Raw genomic sequence first — 26,177 nt, forward strand, 5'->3', positions numbered from 1 at the left:
GGATTATGGATAAAATCTTTTTGCACGGCATGAAGGCGGATACGCTTATCGGCGTGTACGGCTGGGAGCGCGAACGGTTGCAGACCCTGATTGTCGATTTGGATATCGGCGTTCCCGAGAAAGCGGGTTCGGACGATGATATTGCCAATACGGTGCATTATGCCGAGGTATGCGAAACGCTGCGCCGACATCTGAAAGAACAGGATTTCCTGCTTTTGGAAGCGTTGGCGGAATATATTGCTGATTTGGTTTTGGGATATTTCGGCGCGGTGTGGGTGCGCGTGAAAATCGTCAAGCCGGGTATTTTGGAAGGCGTGCGCGAGGTTGGTGTGGAAATCGAGCGCGGCAAGCGTGAAGATTGAACGGCAGAATAGGAAACGGAAAGGAGATATGAAGTGGATTTGAGGGAAGTAAAATTAGGCGGCGAAACCATTTACGAGGGCGGTTTCGTCAGTATCAGCAAGGATAAGGTCAGGTTGCCCAACGGTAACGAAGGGCAGCGCATCGTCATCCGGCATCTGGGCGCGGCGTGCGTGTTGGCGGTAACGGATGAGGAAAAGGTCGTTTTGGTGCGGCAGTGGCGTTATGCGGCAAATCAGGCGACATTGGAACTTCCTGCGGGCAAGCTGGATGTGGCAGGCGAGGATATGGCAGCGTGTGCGCTGAGAGAATTGGCGGAGGAAACACCTTATGTTGCCGACAGCGTGCGCCTGCTGTACAGCTTTTATACGGCGGTCGGTTTTTGCAACGAAAAAATGTATCTGTTCGAGGCGGAAGGCGTGCGTTTGGGCAGTACGCTTGCCAATGACGAAGACGAGATTACGGAAACCGTGCTGATGTCGAAAGATGAAGTCTGTCAGGCATTGGCAAACGATGAAATTAAAGACGGCAAGACATTAATCGGTTTGCAATACTGGCTGATGAAGGATTGACAGGATGTTGGAACTGCCCGCCGGAGTAAGTCGGCGGGCAGTTTGTTTGGCGGATGGGATATGCCTTTTCGGCTTGTCTTTGGGCGCATCCTTTAAAGTCATTCGTGCTTTAGTAATAAGAGGGAAAAGGGTATGATAATTACCCAAACGAACATGATAATTTTTAAGAATAGTTAATAATGAATATCTTTGTTACTGATTTTTCTTACAGGTTTATTAGTTTATTGGTTCTGTCTTATATACCGTCAATTCATTCATCGGATGATGATATTGATTTTGGCAAAAGGGTTATGATGGTTACTTTTTTTGCATTTTTAGACGCAGCAATAGAGCGTTTTTTTTTAAGAAAAAGCCTTGGTAGGTTTATCCTCTCAAGGCTTTTTCTTTGTTACAGACCTAAAAGCTCAATTTGAATTTGAGAACGGTAATTGGCACAGGCAGTATTTAAACAAGCGAAGCCAATTTATAGATTATGTCAAAACCAAAGGAAGAAATTTTTTGTGATTATTTGACTGCCGTCCCTATCTTCAGCCCGAGCCAAGTCAGCAGCAGCGAACCTGCCGTGTGCAGGAAAATATTGGCAAGTGCCGAAGCGGGACGATTCGATTGGAGCAGGGAGACGGTTTCCAGTGAAAATCCGGAAAGTGTGGTCAGGCTGCCGAGAAAACCGGTAATCAGCAGCAGCTTCCATTGCGGATGGCTGACGGTTTCGGCAAAGACTCCGATGAGCAGCGCGCCCGTCCAGTTGGCAAACAGGTTGCCCGTGGCGGGAGGTATTGATACGGGAACGGCGAGGTTGAGCAGCCAACGCGCAGTCGCACCGAGTGCCGCACCGACGGAGAGGGGGAGGATGTTGGAAAGCATGGTTTTGCCTGCTTATGCCGTCTGAAGGTTACCGCCATATGCCGCGGTCGGACTTCAGATAGCGGTTGTCGTCGAAAGTGTTGATCCAATGGGGCTTCAGTGCAACAAATATGGCAGTTGAAATGCCGCTGAGGAAGGCTTCCGCCCACGCCAGCAGAATAAAGACGGGCAGGGCGGTCGTCCACAATATTTCGGACGGAAAAGCGTTTGCGGCATCCAAAATACCGGTCAGCACCAGCCCGGTCAGCAGAATGCCGGCGGCGGAAGCGAGAAAGCCGTTGACGAAAATAAAGATGAAAATATTGGGCGGCAGGCGGTCGACCAGCACACGCGACAGGCGGTTGACGGCAAGTGCGGGCAAAATCAGAACCAATACGTTTGCAGGATACGCACCGGAAGAGCCGGCAAACAGCAGGCAGTATGGAAGCATTAGAATCGAGGCAAGCCAAAGGGCGGCAGAGGTATCCACCATCAGAGCGACCAGGTTGACGGCGAGCAGGTGATAGCTCATTTGGGCAAGTTGTCCGCCTCCGGCAGCGGTGTTCAAACTCCATGCCGCAGAAAAAATAACGATACAGAGCGGTACGGCGGAACGGTAGCGGACAAGCGAACGGTATGCGGACGGTCCGGAAGCTGCCAATAGGAGGATGAGTGCAATCCATGAAGCTCCCAGCAGCATATCTGAAAACCAGACTGTTTGGAAAATCATGCCAATACCGTAAAGATGAATAAGAGGTTATCTATTATAGTGCTGCCTGCGGCAAACAGAAAGCTGTAATGATTTTGACCGAATTGTCGGTCAGGTTGTTTTGTTTGTAATGGAAACACGTTAAAATATACCCATTTAATCGTTTGCTTTGCGGGAAACTGCATATGTTTTGGATAGTTCTGATCATTATTTTGTTGCTTGCTATTGCGGGTTTGTTTTTTATCCGAGCACAGTCCGAACGGGAATGGGTGCGTGAAGTTTCTGAATGGCAGGAAAATAAAGGGGGACAACAGGCGGAATTACCTGAAATCCAAGACAGGATGCCTAATTTTCTCGAGCTTGGCCTGATGATTTTTCATGCGGTCAAAGCGGCAGTGTATTGGCTGTTTGTCAGTATCGTCCGTTTCTGCCGAAACTATCTGGCGCACGAATCCGAACCGGACAGGCCCGTTCCGCCTGCTTCTGCAAACCGTGAGGATGTTTCGACCGCATCCGACGGGTATTCAGACAGTGGAAACGGGACGGAAGAAGCGGAAACGGAAGCAGCAGAGGCAGAAGCAGAAGCAGAAACTGTGGAGGAAGAGGCTGCCGATACGGAAGACATTGCAACTGCCGTAATCGACAACCGCCGCATCCCATTCGACCGGAGTATTGCTGAAGGGTTGATGCCGTCTGAAAGCGAAATTTCGCCCGTCCGTCCGGTTTTTAAAGAAATCACTTTGGAAGAAGCAACGCGTGCCTTAAACGGCGCGGCTTTAAGGGAAACGAAAAAACGCTATATCGATACATTTGAGAAAAACGAAACAGCGGTCCCCAAAGTCCGCGTGTCCGATACCCCGATGGAAGGGCTGCAGATTATCGGTTTGGACGACCCTGTGCTTCAACGCACGTATTCCCGTATGTTCGATGCGGACAAAGAAGCGTTTTCCGAGTCTGCGGATTACGGATTTGAGCCGTATTTTGAGAAGCAGCATCCGTCTGCCTTTTCTGCAGTCAAAGCCGAAAATGCACGGAATGCGCCGTTCCGCCGTCATGCAGGGCAGGGAAAAGGGCAGGCGGAGGCAAAATCCCCGGATGTTTCCCAAGGGCAGTCCGTTTCAGACGGCACGGCCGTCCGCGATGCCCGCCGCCGCGTTTCCGTCAATTTGAAAGAACCGAACAAAGCAACGGTTTCTGCGGAGGCGCGGATTTCACGCCTGATTCCGGAAAGTCAGACGGTTGTCGGGAAAAGGGATGTCGAAATGCCGTCTGAAACCGAAAATGTTTTCACGGAAACTGTTTTGTCCGTGGGATACGGGGGACCGGTTTATGATGAAGCTGCCGATATCTATATTGAAGAGCCCGCCGCGCCGGATGCGTGGGTGGTCGAGCCGCCCGAAATGCCGAAAGTTTTCACGCCCGAAATCGATATTCTGCCGCCGCCGCCCGTATCGGAAATCTACAACCGTACCTATGAACCGCCGGCAGGATTCGAGCAGGCACAACGCAGCCGCATTGCTGAAACCGACCATCTTGCCGATGATGTTTTGAATGGAGGTTGGCAAGAGGAAACCGACGCTATTGCGGATGACGGCAGTGAGGGTGTGGCAGAGCGGTCAAGCGGGCAATATTTGTCCGATGACGGAGCGTTCGGGCATGACAGTCGGGCGGTTTGTCCGTTTGAAGATGTGCCGTCTGAACGCCCGTCCCGCCGGGCATCGGATACGGAAGCGGATGAAGAGGCGTTCCAATCGGAAGAAACCGGTGCGGCATCCGAACACCTGCCGACAACCGACCTGCTTCTGCCTCCGCTGTTCAATCCCGAGGCGACGCAAACCGAAGAAGAGCTGTTGGAAAACAGCATCACCATCGAAGAGAAATTGGCGGAGTTCAAAGTCAAGGTCAAGGTTGTCGATTCTTATTCCGGCCCCGTGATTACGCGTTATGAAATCGAACCGGATGTCGGCGTTCGCGGCAATTCGGTTCTGAATCTGGAAAAAGATTTGGCGCGTTCGCTCGGCGTGGCTTCTATCCGCGTTGTCGAAACCATCCCCGGCAAAACCTGCATGGGTTTGGAACTTCCGAACCCGAAACGCCAAATGATACGCCTGAGCGAAATCTTCAATTCGCCCGAGTTTGCCGAATCCAAATCCAAGCTGACGCTCGCGCTCGGTCAGGACATCACCGGACAGCCCGTCGTAACCGACTTGGGCAAAGCACCGCATTTGCTGGTTGCCGGTACGACCGGTTCGGGCAAATCGGTGGGTGTCAACGCGATGATTCTGTCTATGCTTTTCAAAGCCGCGCCGGAAGACGTGCGTATGATTATGATCGATCCGAAAATGCTGGAATTGAGCATTTACGAAGGCATCCCGCACCTGCTCGCCCCTGTCGTTACCGATATGAAGCTGGCGGCAAACGCGCTGAACTGGTGTGTTAACGAAATGGAAAAACGCTACCGCCTGATGAGCTTTATGGGCGTGCGCAATCTCGCGGGCTTCAACCAAAAAATCGTCGAAGCCGCAGCAAGGGGAGAAAAAATCGGCAACCCGTTCAGCCTCACGCCCGACGATCCCGAACCTTTGGAAAAACTGCCGTTTATCGTAGTCGTGGTTGACGAGTTTGCCGATTTGATGATGACGGCAGGCAAGAAAATCGAAGAACTGATTGCCCGACTCGCCCAGAAAGCCCGCGCAGCAGGCATCCATTTGATTCTTGCCACACAACGCCCCAGCGTCGATGTCATCACAGGTCTGATTAAAGCCAACATCCCGACGCGCATCGCGTTCCAAGTGTCCAGCAAAATCGACAGCCGCACGATTCTCGACCAAATGGGCGCGGAAAACCTGCTCGGTCAGGGCGATATGCTGTTCCTGCCGCCGGGTACGGCCTATCCGCAACGCGTTCACAGCGCGTTTGCCTCGGATGAAGAGGTGCACCGCGTGGTCGAATATTTGAAGCAGTTTGGCGAGCCGGACTATGTTGACGATATTTTGAGCGGAGGCGGCAGCGAAGAGCTGCCCGGCATCGGGCGCAGCGGCGACGGCGAAGCCGATCCGATGTACGACGAGGCCGTATCTGTTGTCCTGAAAACGCGCAAAGCCAGCATTTCGGGCGTACAGCGCGCCTTGCGTATCGGCTACAACCGTGCCGCGCGTCTGATTGACCAGATGGAGGCGGAAGGCATTGTGTCCGCACCGGAACACAACGGCAACCGTACGATTCTCGTCCCCTTGGACAATGCTTGATTTTTTGCAAATGGAAATGCCGTCTGAAGACTGTTTCAGACGGCATTTTTATAGTGGATTAACAAGAATCAGGACAAGGCGACGAAGCCGCAGACAGTACAAATAGTACGGAACCGATTCACTTGGTGCTTCAGCATCTTAGAGAATCGTTCTCTTTGAGCTAAGGCGAGGCAACGCCGTACTGGTTTTTGTTAATCCACTATACAGACGTTTGAATTCGGATTATTCCCTAACCTGTCCCGTGCCTTGTACGATGTATTTGTAACTCGTCAGCTCTTTCAAACCCATCGGGCCCCGGGCGTGGAGTTTTTGCGTGGAGATGCCCATTTCGCAACCCAAGCCGAATTCGCCGCCGTCGGTAAAGCGCGTGGACGCGTTGACATACACGGCGGCAGAATCGACGTGCGAGGTAAAATAGTCCGCAGCGTGGCGGTTTTCGGTAACGATGCCGTCTGAATGGTGCGTGCCGTGCGTTTCGATGTGCCCAACCGCCTCTTCGACCGAAGCGACGGTTTTCACGGCGAGGATGTAGTCTAAAAACTCGGTATCGAAATCGTCTGCACCCGCCGCTTCGCCGCCGATATGCCGCGCCGCCTGCGGATCTAAACGGAAGCGGACGGGCGGCAGTCCGGCTTCTATACGGTCGCGAACCAACAGCCGTTCGAGCTTGGGCAGGAAGTCGGCAGCAATGTCTTCATGCACCAGCAGCACTTCCATCGAGTTGCACACGGACGGGCGGCCGGTTTTGGCGTTGTACACGATACGGAGCGCCTTGTCCCAATCCGCGTCCTTGTCGATATAAATGTGGACGATGCCCGTTCCCGTTTCAATGACCGGCACGACGGCATTTTCAACCACCGCCCGTATCAGCCCCGCCCCACCGCGCGGAATCAGCAGGTCTAGATAATCTTTCGCCCTCATCATTTCGTAACTGCCCTCACGCCCTGTGTCTTCAATCAACTGGAGCGCGTCGGGGTCGATGCGGGTTTGCGCCAAACCGGCTTTGAGTGCGGCAACGATGGCGCGTGCGGATTGGAATGCATCTTTGCCGCTGCGGAGTACGACCGCGCTGCCGCTTTTCAGTGCCAAAGCCGCCGCATCGGAAGTAACGTTCGGGCGGCTTTCGTAAATAATGCCGATAACGCCCATCGCCACGCGCTTTTTGACGATTTCCAAGCCGTTGGGCAGAGTCGAGGTTTCCAGTATTTCGCCCACGGGGTCGGGCAGCGCGGCAACCGCCCTGATGCCGTCCGCCATCGCGCAAATGCGTTTGCCGTCCAACAAAAGGCGGTCGGTCATGCTTTCGGGAATTTTGCCTGCCGCCGCTTCCAAATCCAAACGGTTTGCCGCCAAAATATCTTCCGCCGCCGCTTCCAAGCTGTCCGCCATAGCAAGCAGCGCGCGGTTTTTTTCTGCCGTATCCGCCGTGTTGGCGGATTTTTTTGCCGCTTTGGCAAGGGCAAGCTGTTTTTGTGTGTTTGACATGGGTTTCCTTTTCTAAAATTCGGTCAGAAGCAGGCGTATTTCGGGCGTGATGGAAATCCAATCGTCCCGATGGATGAACACGCCTTTCACTTTGCGCGATTTGAGCAGGTCTTCGGCGGCGGCAGAGCCGAACAGGACGCGCCCTTTGCCCAAAGGCTGTTTGCTTGCGCTGCTGTACACGGTTACGGTGTCCATACGGGAGAAATGCCCTTCGATTCCGGCAATGCCCGACATCAGCAGGCTTTTTCCCTGTTCGGACAAAGCGTGTTCCGCACCTTCGTCCACATAAACGTCGCCCAGGCTTTCGGAATAGAACGCCAGCCATTGCTTCTGCGTCCGCAAACCTTTGGTACGGGGGACGAAAAACGAGCCTTCCGCCTGATTATCTGCCGCTTCGGCAAGTGCATCGGGTTTGAGCGAGGAACAGATATACACCGGTACGCCGGACTCGGTCGCAATCGTCGCCGCTTTGATTTTGGTCAGCATTCCGCCCGTGCCGTTTGACGAGCCCGCGCCGCCTGCCATTTCGATGATTTCATGGTTGATGTGTTCGATTCTGTCCAGCCGTACGGCATCGGGATTGCTGTCCGGGTTGCCGGTGTAAAGCCCGTCTATGTCGGTCAGCAGCACCAAGAGGTCTGCCTGTATCATCGCCGCCACTTGCGCACTCAATGTGTCGTTGTCGCCGATTTTCAACTCCTCAACCGAAACCGTGTCGTTTTCATTGATAATAGGAATCGCGCGGCGTTGCAGCAGCACGGAAAGCGCGCCGCCGGCATTTTGGTAGCGGCGTTTGTCGGCAAAGTCGGTACGGTTGAGCAGGATTTGCGCGGACACGATGCCGTCTGAAGACAGGTTTGCCGTATATTCTTCCATCAGAAGCCCCTGCCCGACGGCGGCGGAAGCCTGTTTGTCGGCGATTTTGACCGGACGTTTTTTGAAACCCAGCACACCGAACCCTGCCGCAACCGCGCCGGAAGACACCAAGACCAGCTCGTGTCCCGCATGATGCAATGCGGCAAGCTGGCGGGCGATGGTTTGGATTTTGCCGCGCGAGAGGCTGCCGTCCGAATGGGTAATCGAAGATGTGCCGACTTTAAATACGATTCTTTTGTATTTCATTGTTTCTGTTCTTTGCGTTTGTAGCGTTTGGTTTGTTGCTGTCGAATTTGCCCTGTTCTGCCGAAATTGTCAACAATTGCGCTGCGCCTGCAATAAAATAGACAAAATGTATAAAATTAATAAAATCTATGATGGGTTATTGAGATTTTTTCAAATTGATATTGCCGTTTTGTCCAAAATGCGTATAATCCTGTCCATATTTCTGCTGCGGGCAGATTGATTTTAGACAAGGACTACCATGCAATTAGATATAGACCGTCTGGTCGCTTATTTCGGCGGCGTGAATGCACTTGCCGAAGCGTTGAAACAGCACGACCCCGAAAATGCCGCAACAACTGCTGCCATCTATAAATGGCGCACGCGCGGGTCGCTGCCTTTGGCGCAACTGCAAAAGCTGACCGCGCTGGCGGAAGCGCAAGGCAGGCCGCTGGATTTGAATGCTTTTTTACAAAAAAACGAATCTCTGGAGAGAACAGAAATGACACAGACCAACCGCGTAATTATTTTCGACACCACCATGCGCGACGGCGAGCAGTCGCCCGGTGCATCCATGACCAAAGAGGAAAAAATCCGCATTGCCCGCCAGTTGGAGAAAATGGGCGTGGATGTGATTGAGGCGGGTTTCGCCGCCGCCAGCCCGGGCGATTTCGAATCGGTCAATGCGATTGCCAAAATCATCACCAAATCCACGGTCTGCTCGTTGGCGCGTGCCGTTGAAAACGATGTGCGTAAAGCAGGCGAAGCCGTTTCCCCCGCTCCGAAAAAACGCATCCATACTTTCATCGCCACCAGCCCCATCCACATGGAGCACAAACTGAAAATGAAGCCGCAGCAGGTCATCGATGCGGCGGTCAAAGCAGTGAAAATCGCCAAAGAATACACCGACGATGTGGAATTTTCCGCCGAAGACGCCGTGCGTTCGGATTTGGACTTCCTCGCCAAAATCTTTACGGCGGTTATCGAAGCAGGTGCGACTACTATCAACATTCCCGATACTGTCGGCTACTCCATCCCTTCCGTGTGGTACGAGCGTATCAGCAACATCATTAAAAGCGTACCCAACGGCGACAAAGTAGTCTGGTCGACCCACTGCCACAACGACTTGGGTATGGCGGTTGCCAACTCGCTGGCCGCCGTTCAGGCAGGCGTGCGCCAAGTGGAATGCACCATCAACGGTTTGGGCGAACGTGCAGGTAATGCCAGCCTTGAAGAAATCGTGATGGCGTTGAAAGTGCGCCATGACCTTTTCGGCTTGGAAACCGGCATCGACACCACACAAATCGTGCCGGTATCCAAATTGGTCTCCACCATTACCGGCTATCCGATTCAGCCCAACAAGGCGGTGGTCGGCGCAAACGCCTTTGCACACGAATCAGGCATCCATCAGGACGGCGTATTGAAACACCCCGAAACCTATGAAATCATGACTGCCGAATCGGTCGGCTGGTCAACCAACCGCCTGACTTTGGGCAAACTCTCCGGTCGCAGCGCGTTCCGCAGCAAACTGGCGGATTTGGGCATCGAGTTGGAAAGTGAAGAGGCACTGAACGCGGCATTTGCACGCTTCAAAGAACTTGCCGACAAAAAACGTGAAATCTTCGATGAAGACCTGCACGCGTTGGTGTCCGACGAAATGGGCAGCATGAACGCCGAAAGCTACAAATTCATCTCCCAAAAAATCAGCACCGAAACCGGCGAAGAACCGCGCGCTGACATCGTATTCAGCATCAAAGGCGAAGAAAAACGCGCTTCGGCCAGCGGTTCCGGTCCCGTCGATGCGATTTTCAAAGCGATTGAGAGCGTGGCGCAAAGCGGCGCGGCTTTGCAGATTTATTCCGTCAACGCCGTCACGCAAGGCACGGAAAGCCAAGGCGAAACCAGCGTCCGTCTGGCGCGCGGCAACCGCGTCGTCAACGGTCAGGGCGCGGATACCGACGTTTTGGTCGCCACCGCCAAAGCCTACCTTTCCGCCTTGAGCAAACTGGAATTTAGTGCCGCCAAACCGAAGGCGCAGGGCAGCGGTACGATTTGAGCGTGAAAACAGACGATGCCGTCTGAAGCAAAAAAAGGCTTCAGACGGCATTGCGGCGATAACGGGGTGCAAAACCCATTTGAAAAGGCAAATAATGGATTCCCAAAAATTTACCGAAGCGTCCAAACGGCGGTTGAGCGAGCTGTTGGATGCGAAAAGCGAGCAGGGCAATACCATGCGCTGCGATGAAGTGCAGGGCTTTATGATGGCGTTGTTGAGCGGGCCGGACAAACTGACACCGTTCGACTGGCTGCCGGAAGTGTTGGGCGACGAATCGCAATTTACCGCCGCCGAACGTTCCGAAATCGAACGGCTGGTTTTGGCAATGGCGATGGACACGACCGCCGCGATGTCGGATAAAAAGCTGCCCGATTTGTGGCTTTATGAAGACGGCGAGGGCGGCAGCGATTTTTACACTTGGTGCAATGCTTATCTTTACGGCTTGGACATTGTGCCGACCGATTGGTTTGAAGCCGCCGATGATGAAGAATTTGAAGAGTTGTTTTATCCCATCATGGCATTGGGCGGTATTTACGATGAAGAGGAAAACGGCTCTATCCGTCTGCAATTCACAGAAGGCGAGCTGGCGGAGCTGGAATCCGAGTTGCCTTATGCATTGGCGGATATCTACCGCTACTGGCAGGTAGTCATCAATAAACCGCAAACCGTCCGCAGGGAAGGGGAAAAAACCGGCAGGAACGATCCCTGCCCGTGCGGCAGCGGCAAAAAATACAAGGCGTGTTGCGGTAAGAACTGAAGCGTTTGTTTCCATCTGAACCAAACGTAAAAATGCCGTCTGAAAAGCAGTTTGCGTTTCAGACGGCATTTTGCCGGAAAGGTTTAATGCTTCCTGCTGCCGAAGAAGACGAAGCCTGCCGCACCCAAAACAATCATCGGGACGCTCAGCCATTGCCCCATCGACAGACCAAAGGTCAGCAGCCCGAGATAGTCGTCGGGTTGGCGCGCAAATTCGGCAATGAAGCGGAACACGCCGTAGCCGCCGAGGAAGAGCGCGGCGGTCTGCCCGGCCGGGCGCGGTTTTTTCGAGAACAGCCACACGGCGATAAACAGGCAGATGCCTTCAAGGGCAAACTGATAAAGCTGCGAGGGATGACGCGGCAGCATACCGTATTGTTGCAGCCATTCTGCCCAAAGCGGATTGTGCGCGGCGGCTTCGAGGTCTTCGTAATGCGCCTGCGGGAAACCCATTGCCCAGAATGCGCTGATGTCGGTAACGCGCCCCCACAGTTCTCCGTTGATGAAGTTGCCGATGCGTCCCGAAGCAAGTCCCAAGGGAACGAGCGGGGTGACCGTGTCGGTCAGTTTGAGGAAGCCGATGCCGTGCTTGCGGCTGAACAACCACATGGCAATAACTACACCCAAAAAGCCGCCGTGAAACGACATTCCGCCTTCCCATACCTTGAAAATATCAAGCGGATGGGCGAGGTAGTCGGAAAACTTGTAAAACAGGACGTAACCCAAACGCCCGCCTAAAATCACGCCCAAAATGCCCCAAGTGAGGAAGTCGTCGAGCGATTCTTTGGTAAAAACGGACAAGCCTTGCGCGATGCGCCTTCTGCCGAGAAAGGTAAAAAGAATAAATCCGAGGATGTAGCTTAAGGCATACCAGCGGACGGCAAGCGGGCCGATACTGATGAGGACGGGGTCGAATTGGGGATGGGTAATCATGATGTTCCTTGATTTCAAATGCCGTCTGAAAGGCGGAAGGCTTCAGACGGCATTTTCGGGGAGGGGAAATGTCAGCGGAAATCGCCGGCGACGTTCAAAATGGCGGAAAGCACCGCTTCCCCAAGCCGCAAAGAACGCTGGCCGTTCCAGCCGAAGTCGTCGTCGGGCAGGTTGGCATTGTCTTTGAACGGCATTTCCAGCGTGTAGGCAAGGCAGTTGAAACGATTGCCGACCCAGTTGGTCGCCAAGGTCATATTCGCTTTGCCCGGCGCGTCTTTTTCGTAACCGTATTCGTCTTGGAAATCAGGGCTGGCGTTCAAAAGGGCGGTTTTGAACTGCGCTTCCAACGCGGAAATGCGCGGATTGTAGTTCTGCACACCTTCAGTTCCTGCAACAAAGACAAAGGGCAAACCTTCATCGCCGTGGATGTCCAAAAACAAATCCACGCCGGTTTCCAGCATTTTTTCGCGCACGAAGAACACTTCGGGGCTTTTTTCCAAAGTCGGGTTTTCCCATTCACGGTTGAGGTTCGCACCGGCGGCGTTGGTACGCAGGTTGCCCAGTGCCGAACCGTCGGGGTTCATGTTTGGCACGATGTAGAACGTGGCGCGGTCGAGCAGGGTGCGCGCTGTCGGGTCTTGCGGGTCGAGCAGTCTGCCGAGCAGCCCCTCGACAAACCATTCCGCCATCGTTTCACCCGGATGCTGGCGGGCGGTAATCCAGATTTTCAAATCACTTTCTACCTGATTGCCGATGGTCAGCAGATTGATGTCGCGCCCTTGCACGGTGCTGCCCAAGTCGTCGATGCGGCACAGGCCGCTGCCTTGCGCGTCGCCGAGGAGGTTCAGATGCTGCTCTTCGGAATAGGGTTCGAAATAGGCGTAGTACACGCTATTGGATAGCGGGGTATGGTTGATGGTCAGTACGCCGTTTTCGTAGGAAGTCGGTACGCGGAACCAGTTGCGGCGGTCGTATGAGGCACATGCCTGATAGCCTTCCCAACCTTTCGGGTAGGCGGCTTCTGCCGCGTTTTCAAAATGCATGATGCAGTTTTGATAGGCCGCGCCTTGCAGCCGGAAGTAGAACCATTGTGCGAAATCGGAGGCGTTGTCGGGACGCAGGGCGAGGCGGATGTTGGAAGGGTCGGTCAGGTCTTTGACGACGACCGAGCCGGCATCGAAGCGGGTGCTGATTTTAATCATGGGGAATCCTTGCTGTCGCCGGTTTCTCGAACCGGATAAACCGTGATTTTACCGCCCGTATCGCAAGGCTTCAACCTGCCCGAAGGTGTGCCAAACGCCGTCTGAAGATTGTTTCAGACGGCATTTGGCGTTAACATAAGCCGAAATTGTCAACAATATGGAGCCGTTATGGCGTTTGAAAACATTATTTCCGCCGCCGACAAGGCACGCATCCTTGCCGAAGCACTGCCTTACATCCGCCGGTTTTCCGGTTCGGTCGCCGTTATCAAGTACGGCGGCAACGCGATGACCGAACCTGCCTTGAAAGAAGGGTTTGCCCGCGATGTCGTGCTGCTGAAACTGGTTGGCATTCATCCCGTCATCGTTCACGGCGGCGGGCCGCAGATCAATGCGATGCTTGAAAAAGTCGGCAAAAAGGGCGAATTTGTCCAAGGGATGCGCGTTACCGACAAAGAGACGATGGATATTGTCGAAATGGTGTTGGGCGGGCACGTCAACAAGGAAATCGTGTCGATGATTAACACATACGGCGGGCACGCGGTCGGCGTAAGCGGGCGCGACGACCATTTCATTAAGGCGAAGAAACTTTTGGTCGATACGCCCGAACAGAATGGCGTGGACATCGGACAGGTCGGTACGGTGGAAAGCATCGATACCGGTTTGGTTAAAGGGCTGATAGAACGCGGCTGCATTCCCGTCGTTGCCCCCGTCGGCGTAGGTGAAAAAGGCGAAGCGTTCAACATCAACGCCGATTTGGTGGCAGGCAAATTGGCGGAAGAATTGAACGCCGAAAAACTCTTGATGATGACGAATATCGCCGGTGTGATGGACAAAACGGGCAATCTGCTGACCAAACTCACGCCGAAACGGATTGACGAACTGATTGCCGACGGCACGCTGTATGGCGGTATGCTGCCGAAAATCGCTTCTGCGGTCGAAGCCGCCGTCAACGGTGTGAAAGCCACGCACATCATCGACGGCAGGTTGCCCAACGCTCTTTTGCTGGAAATCTTTACCGATGCCGGTATCGGGTCGATGATTTTGGGCGGCGGGGAAGATGCCTGAAGCAAAGGCGGAAAATGCCGGCTTTGGCGGAAAACCCGTTTGTCCGGTTTCTGTTTTTGGGGTTTCGGGCAATTTCTAAGTTGTTATTCCCGAGAAAACAGAAACCAAAACAGAAACCTAAAATCCGTCATTCCCGCCGGGAATCTGGTTTTTTTGAAATCCGGTCATCGTATTTCCTTAATGGTTGAAACCCCGCCACTCGAACATCCGTCCTTCGTGGCGGCAGAATCAGACTTTGTTTGGGAGGGGTGTAACCCCTTCCAAATCAGGGCAACACATGGGGAGACGCTTTATGTGTCGTCCTGTGTGTTGGAACATTTCGGATAAATTCTCGCGGCTTTGATTTTCTGTTTTTCGATAATGCCATAACTTTGAAATCTCGTCATTCCCGCGCAGGCGGGAATCCAGACCTGTCGGCACGGAAACTTATCGGGAAAAAAAGGTTTCTTTAGATTTTATAGTGGATTAACAAAAAACAGTACGGCGTTGCCTCGCCTCAGCTCAAAGAGAACGATTCTCTAAGGTGCTGAAGCACCAAGTGAATCGGTTCCGTACTATTTGTACTGTCTGCGGCTTCGTCGCCTTGTCCTGATTTTTGTTAATCCACTATACGTCCTAGATTCCCACTTTCGTGGGAATGACGGGATGTGGGTTTTGTGCGGATTTGAACCGGTAAGGGTGGTGTGGGATTGGTGGAATGACGAAATATAAGTTTCCGTGCGGACGGATCAAGATTCCCACTTTCGTGGGAATGACGGTGGAAAGATTGTTGTTTTTCCCGATGAATTCCTGTGTTTTTTGTTTTTCCGGATAAATTCCTGTGGCTTTGAGTTTTTGGGATTTCAGCCTCAATGCCGTCTGAACGCCGAATCGGGCTTCAGACGGCATTGCGTCATTTGAAATTCAAAACCGGCCAGCCTTTTTCTTTGGCTTCTTTTTCCAGCTCGGCATCGGGGTTGACGGCGACGGGTTCGCTGACGAGGCGCAACAGCGGCAGGTCGTTTTTGGAGTCGCTGTAAAAATAGGTTTTGCCGTAGCTTTGGAGCGTTTCGCCGCGTTCGGCAAGCCATTGGTTCAGGCGGGTAATCTTGCCTTCTTTGAGGCTGGGCGTGCCGATGTAGTTGCCGGTGTAACGGCCGTCGGCACCGGTTTCGAGTTGCGTGCCGATGATGTTGGTGATGCCGAAAAGGCGGCAGACGGGCGTGATGATAAACTCGTTGGTCGAGGAAATCACGAGGGTTTCGTCGCCTGCCATTTGGTGGCTCTGTACCAGCATACGCTGCATAGGCGAGATGTGGGGGATGATGTATTCCGCCATAAATTCGCGGTGAAACTCTGCCAGCTCTTCTTTGCTGTAACGGGCGAGCGGGGCGAGGTGGAATTTGAGGAATGCGTCGATGTCGAGGCAGCCGTTTTGGTAGTCGCGGTAGAATTTTTCGTTTTGCGCTTCGGTTTCGGCAGCGTCAACCAACCCTTTTTTGATGAGGTATTGCGGCCAGGCGTGGTCGGAATCGGTGTTGATGAGGGTGTTGTCGAGGTCGAAGATGGCGAGGTTGTTCATCGTATTTCCTTAATGGTTGAAACCCTGACACTCGGACATCCGTCCTTCGTGGCGGCGGGAGCAGACTTTGTTTGGGAAGGGTGAAATCAGGGCAACATATAGGGCGACGCTTTATGTGTCGTCCTGTGTGTTGGAACATTGGGTTTCCTGTTGTTTCAAAAGCTGGCGCAAAAGCGGCAGGGTGATGCGTTTGCCCATTGTGACGGCGTAGTTGTCCAGCGTGTCGAGCATCATCATCAGGCTGTCCATATCGCGCCGCCAGTGTTTGAGCAGGTATTCGAAAATTTCGGAATCGACGGTTACTTGGCGTGCCGCCGCCATACTGGCGAGCGCGTCGATTTTTTCTTGGTCGGTTAAGGGTTTGACTTCGTAAACGAGGCAGTATGCCATACGCGTCCGCAAATCCTCGCGGATGACGAGCTGCTGGGGCGTGTATTCCGAACCAAGCAGCAAAAAGCCTTTGCCGCTGTTGCGGAAGCGGTTGAAGATGGAAAAAAGCAGGGCTTGTTCTTCGTTGCCCAGCTTTTCGACTTGATCGACGGCGAGGTATTCCGCCTCGAACGCGGCATCGGTCAGCGGCATGGAGGCGGCATCGATATAGGCGGCGTTTTTGCCGGCTTCGAGCGCCTGTGCGACCCACGCCTGCAACAGATGGCTTTTGCCCGCGCCTTCTTCGCCCCAAACATAGATAAACTGTCCGTGTTTGTGTCGGAGGACATAGACCAGTTCCGCGTTTTCCGTGCCGAGGAATTTGTCGAAACTCGGATAGTCGTGTGCGGCAAAGTCGAAAATAAGCTGGTTCACGGTTCGGCATTCCGAGGGGTGGTAAACGGGTTTATTGTACGTTGTTTTCGCGTGCTTTATCAATTTGAAAAATGCCGTCTGAAAACGGCTTCAGACGGCATCGTTCAGCCGCAGGCAACGTTGCCGACATCGAGGTGCATATTGTGGAACGCATTGAGCGTGCTTCGGTGTCCGATGCTGATGACGATGCTGTCGGGCAGTTTTTGCTTTAAGGCGCGGTAGAGTGCGGCTTCGGCCGGTTCGTCCAAGGCGGCGGTGGCTTCGTCGAGCAGGACGATTTTGGGCTTGGAAAGCAGGGCGCGGACGAAGGCGACGCGTTGCAGTTCGCCAGGGGAGAGCTTGTGCTGCCAGTCGTCTGTTTTATCCAATTTGTCAATCAGATAACCCAAACGGCAGGTGTTCATGGCTTCGGCTAACTCGGGATGCTGTTTGTCGATGTCGGGATAACAAATCGCATCGCGCAGGCTGCCTTGCGCCGTGTACGGGCGTTGCGGCAGGAAGAGGATGTCTTGATGCGGCGGATGGCTGACTTTGCCGCTGCTGCCAAACGGCCAAAGGCCTGCCAGCGCGCGCAACAACGAGGTTTTGCCGCAACCGCTCGGGCCGCGTATCAGCAGAGAATCGCCGCTTTTGAGCTTGATGTTGATGCCGTCCAATAAAACTTCGCCGTTGTGGCGGAACAGGGCGACGTTTTCCAGTGCAATGCCGTCTGAAACTTCGCTAATCTCGGGTTGCTGCCCGCTGTGTTGTTCTTCGGTACTCAGCAAAAAGCCGTACAGACGCTCCAATCGGGCGCGGTAGGCGGTGAATTTGTTGTAGAACATCCGGAAGAAAGACAGCGCGTTTTGCAGTCGCGCAAAGGCTTGGACGGTCTGCTGGATGTCGCCGATTTTGATTTGTCCGGCAAACAGGCGCGGAGCTTGCAAAATAATCGGGAAGAGTTTGATGCCGTTGGTGAACATATCGTTAAAGCCGCTCAGGCAGACGCTTTGCCGCGCAATGCGCCAACGGTTGCGGATAATGGCTTTGAAGCGGTCGGAAAGCTGGTCGTGTTCGTGTTGTTCGCCGCTGTAAAACGCCACGCTTTCGGCGTGGTCGCGCACGCGGATAAGGGAATAACGGTAGTCGCCGTTGAGTTTTTCGTTTTCATAGTTGTAACGAATCAAAGGGTTGCCTATCCACATGGCGATAAAGGTCGCCAAAATTACAAATATATAGACAAACCAAACGATGCCGTGCGGAATGTCAAAGCCGAACACGGTCAGGATGCCTGCCAAACCCCATAAAACAACGGCAAATTCTAGAGAAGTAACGACCGAATTGACCATGCCGCGCACAAATTCGATGGTCGAAGCGATAAATTCTTGCGCGTCCTGTTGGATACGCTGGTCGATATTGTCCGGCGCATGACGGCGCATTTGCAGGCGGTAGTAGTTTTTGTCGGCAAGCCAGCGTGAAGTCAGCACTTCATTGAGCCGCTCCGACCATTTAATCGCCAAGCCTTGATCGAGGAAGTCGTTGACGACGTTGTTAAACGCCCGTATCAGCACCACGCCCGCGTTCATCGCGGCAAACATCCAAAATGCCGAAGCATTCAAATCCTGCATTGAGTCGTAAAGCCCTTTGGACATAAAGGTACTCAATACATTCAGCCGTACTTCGGTTAACAGCAGCGTAATCATCGCCGTAATCAGCAGTAAGACTTTGACCGCGCTTTTAGGGGTCAGGCAACGGCGCAGGATATAGGCAAACTCGCGCCCGAAACGCGTTTTCCGTGTCAAAAACAGAATCACCGCCGAAGCGGCGGAAACTATCAAAAGAGTCTGTAAAAGCCAAAGCGGTGTAGAGTAAAGCTCGGTTTGCCATTTCTGCATGGGAAATCTCTTACGGTATCAATGCCGTCTGAAAAAGACGGGTACAGTTGATTTTTTGATGAAGTTTGGGGAAGTTTTGCCGGTCAGGGTACATTGCGTGTTAATTTACCATACAACCACGCCGGAATTAAGTTTAAATTTGAATAAAAGGTTCGGGTTCTGCAAAATACAGAACCCGAACCTTGTTCGGATATTGAAACCGACCGCCCCGATTTTGGGCGGCGCGGCTTGCAAGTATCAAGATTCGCAGATGCCGTCTGAAGCTCGGAGAGGTTCAGACGGCATCTGCTTATTTGGGCTGCTCTTCGACGAATCTCGGGCCTTTCAGGATGCCGTTGTGGGAATAGGGCGACAGCAGGTTGTATGCGGCGGTTTTGGAAACCTGATAACCGCGGTCGGTCAGGCTGTTGGCAATCTGATTGACCACTGCGCCGACCAAAGCCCCCAATAGGCCGCTGTTGCTGTTGTTGCTGCCTTCGCGGATGCTGACCGAACCCGACCACAACTCTTTCCCGTTGCGGGAATCGACCAGCCGTGCTATGGCGGATACGGTGGTTACGCTGTCTAAAATTTGATATGAAGTGCCGTATTCGGTAACCGTAATGTACAAAACCGCATCATTGCCGAAAATCTGATGCAGTTTTTCCGGACGGACGGCGTGAATATCGGCGGCATTGGTCAAGCCGTTTTGTTTGAAGGTTTCCTCTACGGCTGCGGCGGGGAAGACGTAATAGCCGGCTTCGGAAAGCGGCTCGGCGGTCGAAGCCAGCATCCCCCAAGTGCCGTTGACATCGGGCGACTCGTTCAGCGGCGGAACCACCAAAATTGAAGCCGGTTTGCTTTCCTTGAATGATGTGTAGTCGAAATCGGGCGCTTTTTGAACTTGGCAGGCAGACAGCGCCAACACGGCGGCAAGCCCTAAAATCAAAGGTTTCATCGCTTGCCTCCTTTACCGGTTTTCATCAGGAAGTCCATAAATACGCCCGATTCGGGAAACAGCCTTTTCTCTTCTTCAAACTGGCGGAACGCGCCCTCTTTGTCTCCCGAACGGGAAAGCAGCAGTCCCAAATGGGCGTGCGCACCCGGGGCGGCATTCATTTTTTTGTTGCCGGCTTCCACAAAGTATTTTTCCATCTTTTCGGTCTGCTTGCCCAACGAAGTGTCGTCGTTTTTCAAACCTTCATAGACGGTATCGGGATAGTCGCCGTAATAATACAGGGATTCTTGCCCGTTGCCGCCGCAGGCGGTCAGAGCCAAGACTGCCGCACACAGCGACAAACGGCTCAAGGTTTTCGGATTCATCATTTGTCCTTAACGGTTGGGTTGCCATACGCCGTTGTCAACAGCCTGAACCAGGTTGTTGACTGCTTCGCGGATTGCCAAGTCCAAAACTTTGCCGTTCAAAGTCGCATCGTAGCCGGAAGTGCCGCCGAAACCGATGATTTCGCGGTTGGAAAGTGCGTATTCGCCCGCGCCCTGTGTGGAATAGACGATTTCGGAAGTATTGACGTTGACGATATTCAGAGCCACTTTTGCATAGGCGATTTGTGATTTGCCGCGACCCAAAATGCCGAAGAGCTGATGATCGCCGACATCTCTGCGTCCGAATTCGGTTACATCGCCGGTAACGACATAATCTGCGCCTTTCAGGTTCTGCGCTTTGCCGGAAATGCCGGATTCCTGTTTCAATGCGCTAAGGTTGGTGCGGTTCAGTACGTTGAAGCGGTTGGTCTGTTGCAGGTGCGTTACCAAGATGGTTTTTGCCTGACTGCCCAAACGGTCTTCACCGTCGGAGAAAATACCTTTTTGGAAGCTGGAGCGGTTGTCGAATGTTCCAACGGAAATCGGGGTGCGAACACCGTGATATTGCGTATTGTAGGAGGCGACTTTTGCTACCTCGAGACTGCGTGAGGATTCGGTCGCACAGCCGGTCAGTGAAACGGCAGCGGCGGCAAAAGCGATGGCGGCGGAAATTTTCTTCATGAAACCTACTCCAAAATTGTTAGAGGAATAAAGAGGTTGTTATTATTATTTGCATATAATTTTTAGTCAAGGTGTTTTTGTCTGCCGGGGTGAAGATTTTCCTGTGTCGGCATATTGGGCATATTGGCGGATATGGTGTGCTTTTTGATGCCGTCTGAAAAGGAGAGCGGGTGTGGAACCTGCCCTTTGATCGCAGGGCACATGGGGCGCGATTATTTACCGCCCGTTCTGCATTGCTTCTATGACGGTGAGCTAAGTGCAGGCTGCTTAAAGTTTCTGCGAAGCTAAAAACAAGGCTGTCTGTTTTCAGACGGCCTTTTTCATGCCCGCACCTGCGGGTTTTTTTACTTGGAGCATTTAAAATGGATAGAGCCATACAAGAATCTTATGTTAAAATCCTAAATGTACTGTTTGAAGGCGCAGTCCGCGCCCGGCCGGATCAAATTACAGAAGAAGTAGTCGGTATGGTCGATCAGATGTTCTCCGAAATCGGCGCATGCCATGAGCGTTTGAAACCGCTGGCCGTACTGGCTGAAGGCATTGCCGGCAGCGTTATGGAACAGCTTCCGGACGAGCTGGCCCTGCTTTTCGGCAACGTGCCGTTTGATGAATACCTGCTCGGCAAAGGCATAGATGTAACCGCTAAGGAAATCAAACGATTGGGGTTTAATAAAGCAGTCGGCCTTAACAACGCGCTCAAAGTATTGAAGGCTTTTATTAAAAGCTGGATTAAATACAGCGCGGCAGACCGAAAATTAAGAATGTGTATTGTTACGGCACAAGCCCGTTGGCGTTCAAAAGTCGAAATCGAACTGCTGGGCTTGTAACCGCAGGGGGGGCAGGTATGCGGGGTAAGTGGACTCTGCTGTTTTTGCATTGGATATGGGAAAAAGTGGTACCGGAAAGCATCCGCAACAGCAAGCCGGCGCGGTGGGTAGCCAACCATAGAAAGCTCACTATCTGGGTAATTGTGACAGTATGGATCAACTTCTTCCCCGCTACTTACGAATACGACATTATTCCTGAAGGGAGATACAGCCATTGGCATGTCGATCATCCGTTGTATCCCTATACCCGATTTCTGCTTCCCCTTATTCTCGGTGCGGTTTTTCTTTTCATTCCGCCCGATCCGCCCGAAAAGAAATAGTAACCTGCATAAGGAGCCGGCTTTTCTCGGTCTTTGATTCATCTGGGAGGGGGTATGTCGGACAGGCTGAAACATATTTGGATGCTGTATCGCAAACCGGTACTTTTGTATGTTGTTACCGTCATCATCTATATTTTGCTTGACGGGCCGACCACTGAGGGCAGCCGAACGCCTATGCCCCCTATGAACGCTTGGGAAAAAATCCTGTTTATGGCAGCCGGCGTCAGCGGATTTGTCTGCCGCCTGTGGATAATACTGATTGCCCTGTCCGAGCATTACAGGGACAAGAATTGGTAAACGCGTCCCTTGTTCGTCATTACTTGCAAAACCTTTTGAGGCAGCCTGAAACCGTCCAAACCGGCTTTCAGGCTGCTTTTACTTTATCCCTTAGAAAGGAAGCCCTATGGCAAAACAAAAAGTGCAGGTTGCTTAAAGTTTCTGCGAAGCTAAAAACAAGGCTGTCTGTTTTCAGACGGTCTTTTTCATGCCCGCACCTGCGGGTTTTTTTACTTGGAGCATTTAAAATGGATAGAGCCATACAAGAATCTTATGTTAAAATCCTAAATGTACTGTTTGAAGGCGCAGTCCGCGCCCGGTCGGATCAAATTACAGAAGAAGTAGTCGGTATGGTCGATCAGATGTTCTCCGAAATCGGCGCATGCCATGAGCGTTTGAAACCGCTGGCCGTACTGGCTGAAGGCATTGCCGGCAGCGTTATGGAACAGCTTCCGGACGAGCTGAAGCTGCTTTTCGGCAACGTGCCGTTTGATAAATACCTGATCAGCAAAGGCAGGGATGTAACCGCTAGGGAAATCAAACGATTGTGGTTTAATAAAGCAGTCGGCCTTAACAACGCGCTCAAAGTATTGGAGGCTTTTATTGAAAGCTGGATTAAATACAGCGCGGCAGACCGAAAATTAAGAATGTGTATTGTTACGGCACAAGCCCGCTGGCGTTCAAAAGTCGAAATCGAACTGCTGGGCTTGTAACCGCAGGGGGGCAGGTATGTATCTGCTGTTTTTTCGTTGGATATGGGAAAAAGTGGTACCGGAAAGCATCCGCAACAGCAAGCCGGTGCGGTGGGTAGCCAACCATAGAAAGCTCACTATCTGGGTAATTGTGACAGTATGGATCAACTTCTTCCCCGATACTTACGAATACGACATTGTTCCTAGTCATAGGGGATACGGCTATTGGCATGTCGATCATCCGTTGTATCCCTATGCCCGATTTCTGCTTCCCCTTATTCTCGGTGCGGCTTTTCTTTTCATTCCGCCCGATCCGCCCGAAAAGAAATAGTAACCTGCATAAGCAGCCTGAAATCTTTCAGGCTGCTTTTTTATTGGAGAACCCAAATGGCAAAACAAAAAGGAGATTTAGAGGTAAACGATTTCGCCGCTCCGCCCTTTGCTTTCGGTACTTGCCCACCAGACAAATTGCGGGAGTACGTCTTCGTAGTTTTTACGTTCGCTTTTGGCTTCACCCGGATGGGATTTGATGCGTTGGGGGGAATTGATGGGGCCCGGAATCAGGACATTGGCGCGAAGGTTGCCGAAGCGTTCCCACTCGTCGGCGGCGACTTTGCATAAGTAGTTCAACGCGGCTTTGGACGCGCCGAAGCCGCCCCAGTAGGCTTTGGGTGTTTCGCCGTGGCTTTCGCCGACGAAAATGACGGATGCGTCGGGCGACTGCTTCAGCAGCGGGAAGAGGGCGCGGGTCAGCCCCATCGGGGCGACAGTGTTGATACGGTATTGGTTGACCCATTCGGCGACGGTTTGGAAATCTAGCGGCGATAGTGCGTAGAAATAGCTGGCGCAATGGACGATACCGTCCAGTTTGCCTTGCGTGGCTTCGGCAATAGTGGCGGCGAAATGTTCAAATTCTTTTTCTTCCGCGCTAATAAGGTCAAAGCAGATGGCGAATGGTTCGGGGTATCCGGCTTCGACAATCGCGTCATACACTTTTTCCAGTTTTTTCTGATGGCGTGCCACCAGAATCACGGTCGCCCCCTCGGCGGCGTAGGCTTTGGCAACCTGTTCGCCCAAGCCTTGCGATGCGCCGGTTACTAAGATGGTTTTGTCGGACAGTGTCGCCATACTTTTTCCTTTTTGGTGGTCGGTCGGGGGTATTTTAGCGTTTTGCCGCACCTTGTAAAGCGTCCCGATGTCGGCCGGTGTTTTCAGACGGCATCGCTCAGGCTTTGCAGGCAGGCTTCCGCCGACGCGAAACCTGATTGTACGGCGGCTTCGAGTGTGGCGGGGTAGTGCGGGTGGAGGTAGTCGCCGGCGGGGAAGATGCGGTGCCGGTGCAGCCACGATAAATCCGGCGGCGGGGCATCGGCTGCGGTTGTGGCACGTTTTTCGGTAATGACGCGCACGGCTTCGGGTTCGTCCAAATGCGGAAGGATGCGTTTGAGGTCGGCGTGGACTTTGTCCGCCCACGCACGGTTTGCAAACGCGCCGACGCGGTCGGAAACGCTGATGACGGCGGAGACTTCGTTTTCCGGCAAGCCGAGCCTGCCTCGGCAAAGCAGCCATTGTGCCGTGCCGTCGGCAAGTCCGGTCAGCGGGGCGGGCAGGCGGACGGGTTCGGCGTAGCGCAGATAGACGGTGGTGATGGCGTGGTAGCGAAGGTTTTGATATGCCGTCTGAACGTGTTCGGGCGTGCCTTCGGGCAGGAGCGCGGCGGCGTGGTAGGGCGCGGTGGCAAGTATGGCGGCATCGAAGGCTTCGCCGTTGACGAGCACTTTCCCGTCCGGGAGGGTGTTCAGACGGCATACGCGCGTTTCGAGGCGGATGTCCGCGCCGAGCCGTTGAAGCTCCGCCAAGGCGGGTTCGGCGACGATTGCACCCAAATCCTGCTTGGGTAGGAGATAGTCGCTGCCGGATTTTTTCGTCAGCACGCCGTCGGACAAAACATTGCACAACACGCGCAGGCTTGCGGTTTCCAAAGGCGTGTTGAGCGCGCCCCAGACCAAGGGCTGCCAAAACTGCATCACGGCGGCACGCGGCACGTTCCGCCGTTTCAGCCATTGCGCCACTGTCGCGTCGGGCTGTCCGAGGCGTGCGGACTTCTGCAAATCGGACATATCGGCAAGCAGTTTGGCTTTGAATGCGGTCGGTACGCGCCGGGCAAGCAGCACGCCGCCCAAAATATGCAGCGGCGCGGGCAGGGGGAGGGCGCGGAACTGCAAACCGCCGTGCATATGCCAGTGCAGCGGTACGCGCAAAAAGGCGGCACGGGGGTCTGAACCGATGGTTTTCATCAGGCGCAACACGCCCCGGTATGCGCCGAGCAAAATGTGCTGCCCGTTGTCCAAAAAACTGAAACCGTCGGTATTTCCGGTCAGTGTGCGCGCCCTGCCGCCTGCCTGCCTGCCGGCTTCAAACAGGGTAACGTCGGCACGGCGTGCCAGCGATACGGCGGCGGACAGTCCTGCCCAGCCTGCGCCGATGACGGCGATTTTCGGGCGCGGATGCGGCGTGTTCATCATTTATTCCTCCAATGGTTGAAACCCCGTTTTTCGGGGCGGCGGGGGTTGGGTTTTCCTGAAGGGCGGTATGCGCCTTATGCCCGTTGCGGCGTGCCGGGGCGCGGTTTGAATCCGAATAACCAGGTTTTCAGGGCAATGCGTTTTTTGCGCGGCGAAGGGAGGGCGATTTTGTATTTGAGGACGTTTTGCGCGCCGTCTCGGTCGATTTCGTTCAACAGCGCGTAATAAACCGCCGCCATAACCAGTCCGACTTTTTGGGCTTTTTTGTCGGCATCGGGCAGCAGCGATACGGCTTCGCGGTAGGTTTCGCGGGCGCGTTTGATTTGGAACGCCATCAGTTTGGCGAAATTTTCTGTCGGTCTGCATTGCAAAATCACGCCCGCAGGCACGTCAAACCGCTGCATTTCCTCCATCGGCAGGTAAATCCGCCCATTACGGGCGTCTTCGCCGACATCGCGGATGATGTTTGTCAATTGTAAGGCAAGCCCCATCTTGTCGGCGTATTCCAGTGTTTGATTGTCTGAAAACCCCAAAATCCGCGCAATCAGGCAGCCGACTACGCCCGCGACGCGGCGGCAGTACAGTTTCAATTCTTCAAAACTGCCGTAACGCGCCCGAACCAAATCCATCTGCATCCCGTCGATTAAGGCTTCCAGTTCATATTTCGGCAGCTTGAAGGTTTCCTTAACCTGCTGCAAAGCCTGATTGACGGGGTGTTCCGGCATCGCGCTGCCGAACACCTTGTCCAAATCGCCGCGCCACCAGTTCAATGTTGCCTGTGCAACATCGGGGTTGGAACATTCGTCAACCACATCGTCCAATTCGCGGCAAAAGGCATACAGAACCGTTACCGCATCCCGTTTTTCCTGAGTCAGGAAACGGAAGCCCGACAAAAAACTGGAGCGGCTTTCTTCTGCTTTTTGGCGGCAATAGTCGAGTCCTTTCACGATTTATATTCCTAATGATGGGCGGGAAAGGCGGATTTTAT

27 protein-coding genes are annotated in these 26,177 nt (G+C 53.4%); 11 read left to right on the plus strand and 16 right to left on the minus strand.

What is annotated here, in order from left to right; all coding sequences use genetic code 11:
- Positions 1–5 precede the first annotated feature (5 nt).
- The gene (gene folB, locus Q9J32_RS01955; protein ID WP_002221051.1) at positions 6–362 is read left to right on the plus strand and encodes a dihydroneopterin aldolase; all 357 of its coding nucleotides are present in this window, start codon (positions 6–8) and stop codon (positions 360–362) included.
- A 33-nt stretch (positions 363–395) separates the two neighbouring features.
- Complete coding sequence (locus Q9J32_RS01960) at positions 396–932, plus strand: NUDIX hydrolase (RefSeq protein ID WP_301885412.1); 537 nt, start codon at positions 396–398, stop codon at positions 930–932.
- 504 nt (positions 933–1,436) lie between these two features.
- Here the strand turns inward: Q9J32_RS01960 and Q9J32_RS01965 are convergent.
- Both Q9J32_RS01965 and Q9J32_RS01970 read right to left on the minus strand, forming a co-directional pair.
- Positions 1,437–1,796 (minus strand): fluoride efflux transporter CrcB, encoded by a 360-nt coding sequence (locus Q9J32_RS01965; protein ID WP_301885411.1) that lies wholly within the window; start codon positions 1,794–1,796, stop codon positions 1,437–1,439.
- Positions 1,797–1,824: 28 nt separating this feature from the next.
- Complete coding sequence (locus tag Q9J32_RS01970; protein WP_107819268.1) at positions 1,825–2,505, minus strand: energy-coupling factor ABC transporter permease; 681 nt, start codon at positions 2,503–2,505, stop codon at positions 1,825–1,827.
- Between the two features lie 164 nt (positions 2,506–2,669).
- On the opposite strand from Q9J32_RS01970, the gene Q9J32_RS01975 reads away from it, so the two are divergent.
- Positions 2,670–5,732, plus strand: coding sequence for a DNA translocase FtsK (locus Q9J32_RS01975; protein ID WP_301885410.1), 3,063 nt, complete (start codon positions 2,670–2,672; stop codon positions 5,730–5,732).
- Positions 5,733–5,954: 222 nt separating this feature from the next.
- On the opposite strand, the gene Q9J32_RS01980 is transcribed toward Q9J32_RS01975, so the two are convergent.
- Both Q9J32_RS01980 and proB read right to left on the minus strand, forming a co-directional pair.
- Positions 5,955–7,217 (minus strand): glutamate-5-semialdehyde dehydrogenase, encoded by a 1,263-nt coding sequence (locus Q9J32_RS01980; RefSeq protein ID WP_301885409.1) that lies wholly within the window; start codon positions 7,215–7,217, stop codon positions 5,955–5,957.
- 12 nt (positions 7,218–7,229) lie between these two features.
- Entirely contained in the window at positions 7,230–8,339 is a 1,110-nt protein-coding gene (gene proB / locus Q9J32_RS01985; protein ID WP_301885408.1) for a glutamate 5-kinase, read from the minus strand.
- A gap of 238 nt (positions 8,340–8,577) precedes the next feature.
- On the opposite strand from proB, the gene Q9J32_RS01990 reads away from it, so the two are divergent.
- Both Q9J32_RS01990 and Q9J32_RS01995 read left to right on the plus strand, forming a co-directional pair.
- On the plus strand, positions 8,578–10,371 hold the full coding sequence (locus tag Q9J32_RS01990) for a 2-isopropylmalate synthase (protein WP_301885407.1): 1,794 nt from the start codon (positions 8,578–8,580) through the stop codon (positions 10,369–10,371).
- Between the two features lie 94 nt (positions 10,372–10,465).
- On the plus strand, positions 10,466–11,128 hold the full coding sequence (locus Q9J32_RS01995) for a YecA family protein (protein ID WP_301885406.1): 663 nt from the start codon (positions 10,466–10,468) through the stop codon (positions 11,126–11,128).
- Positions 11,129–11,211: 83 nt separating this feature from the next.
- Here Q9J32_RS01995 and lgt read toward each other — a convergent pair whose 3' ends face one another.
- Complete coding sequence (gene lgt / locus Q9J32_RS02000; RefSeq protein ID WP_301885405.1) at positions 11,212–12,060, minus strand: prolipoprotein diacylglyceryl transferase; 849 nt, start codon at positions 12,058–12,060, stop codon at positions 11,212–11,214.
- A gap of 71 nt (positions 12,061–12,131) precedes the next feature.
- Positions 12,132–13,262 carry a M14 family metallopeptidase gene (locus Q9J32_RS02005; protein WP_301885404.1) on the minus strand — a complete coding sequence of 377 codons (1,131 nt, stop codon included), beginning with the start codon at positions 13,260–13,262 and terminating at the stop codon, positions 12,132–12,134.
- Positions 13,263–13,430: 168 nt separating this feature from the next.
- Between Q9J32_RS02005 and argB the strand changes: the two genes are divergently transcribed.
- Complete coding sequence (gene argB, locus Q9J32_RS02010) at positions 13,431–14,327, plus strand: acetylglutamate kinase (RefSeq protein WP_301817520.1); 897 nt, start codon at positions 13,431–13,433, stop codon at positions 14,325–14,327.
- Between the two features lie 615 nt (positions 14,328–14,942).
- Here the strand turns inward: argB and Q9J32_RS02015 are convergent.
- From Q9J32_RS02015 to Q9J32_RS02045, 7 genes are all read right to left on the minus strand, one after another.
- Positions 14,943–15,215 carry a ubiquitin-activating enzyme gene (locus Q9J32_RS02015; RefSeq protein ID WP_301885403.1) on the minus strand — a complete coding sequence of 91 codons (273 nt, stop codon included), beginning with the start codon at positions 15,213–15,215 and terminating at the stop codon, positions 14,943–14,945.
- Between the two features lie 4 nt (positions 15,216–15,219).
- Positions 15,220–15,888, minus strand: a complete 669-nt coding sequence (locus tag Q9J32_RS02020) for a histidinol-phosphatase (protein WP_301667736.1) — start codon at positions 15,886–15,888, stop codon at positions 15,220–15,222.
- Positions 15,889–15,999: 111 nt separating this feature from the next.
- Positions 16,000–16,692 (minus strand): DnaA regulatory inactivator Hda, encoded by a 693-nt coding sequence (hda, locus tag Q9J32_RS02025; RefSeq protein ID WP_107819344.1) that lies wholly within the window; start codon positions 16,690–16,692, stop codon positions 16,000–16,002.
- 104 nt (positions 16,693–16,796) lie between these two features.
- The gene (locus tag Q9J32_RS02030; protein WP_301885402.1) at positions 16,797–18,566 is read right to left on the minus strand and encodes an ABC transporter ATP-binding protein/permease; all 1,770 of its coding nucleotides are present in this window, start codon (positions 18,564–18,566) and stop codon (positions 16,797–16,799) included.
- Positions 18,567–18,855: 289 nt separating this feature from the next.
- Entirely contained in the window at positions 18,856–19,503 is a 648-nt protein-coding gene (locus tag Q9J32_RS02035) for a DUF799 domain-containing protein (protein WP_301885401.1), read from the minus strand.
- Positions 19,500–19,868, minus strand: coding sequence for a DUF4810 domain-containing protein (locus tag Q9J32_RS02040; protein WP_167435437.1), 369 nt, complete (start codon positions 19,866–19,868; stop codon positions 19,500–19,502). Before Q9J32_RS02040 ends, Q9J32_RS02035 begins: the two co-directional genes overlap by 4 nt.
- 9 nt (positions 19,869–19,877) lie before the next feature.
- Positions 19,878–20,549 carry a CsgG/HfaB family protein gene (locus tag Q9J32_RS02045; protein ID WP_301885400.1) on the minus strand — a complete coding sequence of 224 codons (672 nt, stop codon included), beginning with the start codon at positions 20,547–20,549 and terminating at the stop codon, positions 19,878–19,880.
- Between the two features lie 362 nt (positions 20,550–20,911).
- On the opposite strand from Q9J32_RS02045, the gene Q9J32_RS02050 reads away from it, so the two are divergent.
- The 5 genes from Q9J32_RS02050 to Q9J32_RS02070 all read left to right on the plus strand — a co-directional run bounded on the left by Q9J32_RS02050 (position 20,912) and on the right by Q9J32_RS02070 (position 22,995).
- Positions 20,912–21,376, plus strand: coding sequence for a hypothetical protein (locus Q9J32_RS02050; RefSeq protein WP_301885399.1), 465 nt, complete (start codon positions 20,912–20,914; stop codon positions 21,374–21,376).
- 17 nt (positions 21,377–21,393) lie between these two features.
- Positions 21,394–21,696, plus strand: a complete 303-nt coding sequence (locus Q9J32_RS02055; RefSeq protein ID WP_301667728.1) for a hypothetical protein — start codon at positions 21,394–21,396, stop codon at positions 21,694–21,696.
- A gap of 54 nt (positions 21,697–21,750) precedes the next feature.
- Complete coding sequence (locus Q9J32_RS02060; RefSeq protein WP_115118869.1) at positions 21,751–21,993, plus strand: peptide ABC transporter permease; 243 nt, start codon at positions 21,751–21,753, stop codon at positions 21,991–21,993.
- A 227-nt stretch (positions 21,994–22,220) separates the two neighbouring features.
- The gene (locus tag Q9J32_RS02065) at positions 22,221–22,685 is read left to right on the plus strand and encodes a hypothetical protein (RefSeq protein WP_301885398.1); all 465 of its coding nucleotides are present in this window, start codon (positions 22,221–22,223) and stop codon (positions 22,683–22,685) included.
- A 16-nt stretch (positions 22,686–22,701) separates the two neighbouring features.
- A complete protein-coding gene (locus Q9J32_RS02070; RefSeq protein WP_118777633.1) occupies positions 22,702–22,995 on the plus strand; it encodes a hypothetical protein in 294 nt (97 codons plus the stop codon).
- Between the two features lie 77 nt (positions 22,996–23,072).
- On the opposite strand, the gene Q9J32_RS02075 is transcribed toward Q9J32_RS02070, so the two are convergent.
- The 3 genes from Q9J32_RS02075 to hpnD form a co-directional block, all read right to left on the minus strand.
- Positions 23,073–23,792, minus strand: coding sequence for an SDR family oxidoreductase (locus Q9J32_RS02075; protein WP_301885397.1), 720 nt, complete (start codon positions 23,790–23,792; stop codon positions 23,073–23,075).
- Positions 23,793–23,875: 83 nt separating this feature from the next.
- On the minus strand, positions 23,876–25,189 hold the full coding sequence (hpnE, locus tag Q9J32_RS02080; RefSeq protein WP_301885396.1) for a hydroxysqualene dehydroxylase HpnE: 1,314 nt from the start codon (positions 25,187–25,189) through the stop codon (positions 23,876–23,878).
- Between the two features lie 74 nt (positions 25,190–25,263).
- On the minus strand, positions 25,264–26,136 hold the full coding sequence (gene hpnD, locus Q9J32_RS02085; protein WP_301885395.1) for a presqualene diphosphate synthase HpnD: 873 nt from the start codon (positions 26,134–26,136) through the stop codon (positions 25,264–25,266).
- Between the last annotated feature and the right edge of the window lie 41 nt (positions 26,137–26,177).

Source organism: Neisseria uirgultaei (genome assembly GCF_962719845.1).
Classification (GTDB): domain Bacteria; phylum Pseudomonadota; class Gammaproteobacteria; order Burkholderiales; family Neisseriaceae; genus Neisseria; species Neisseria bergeri.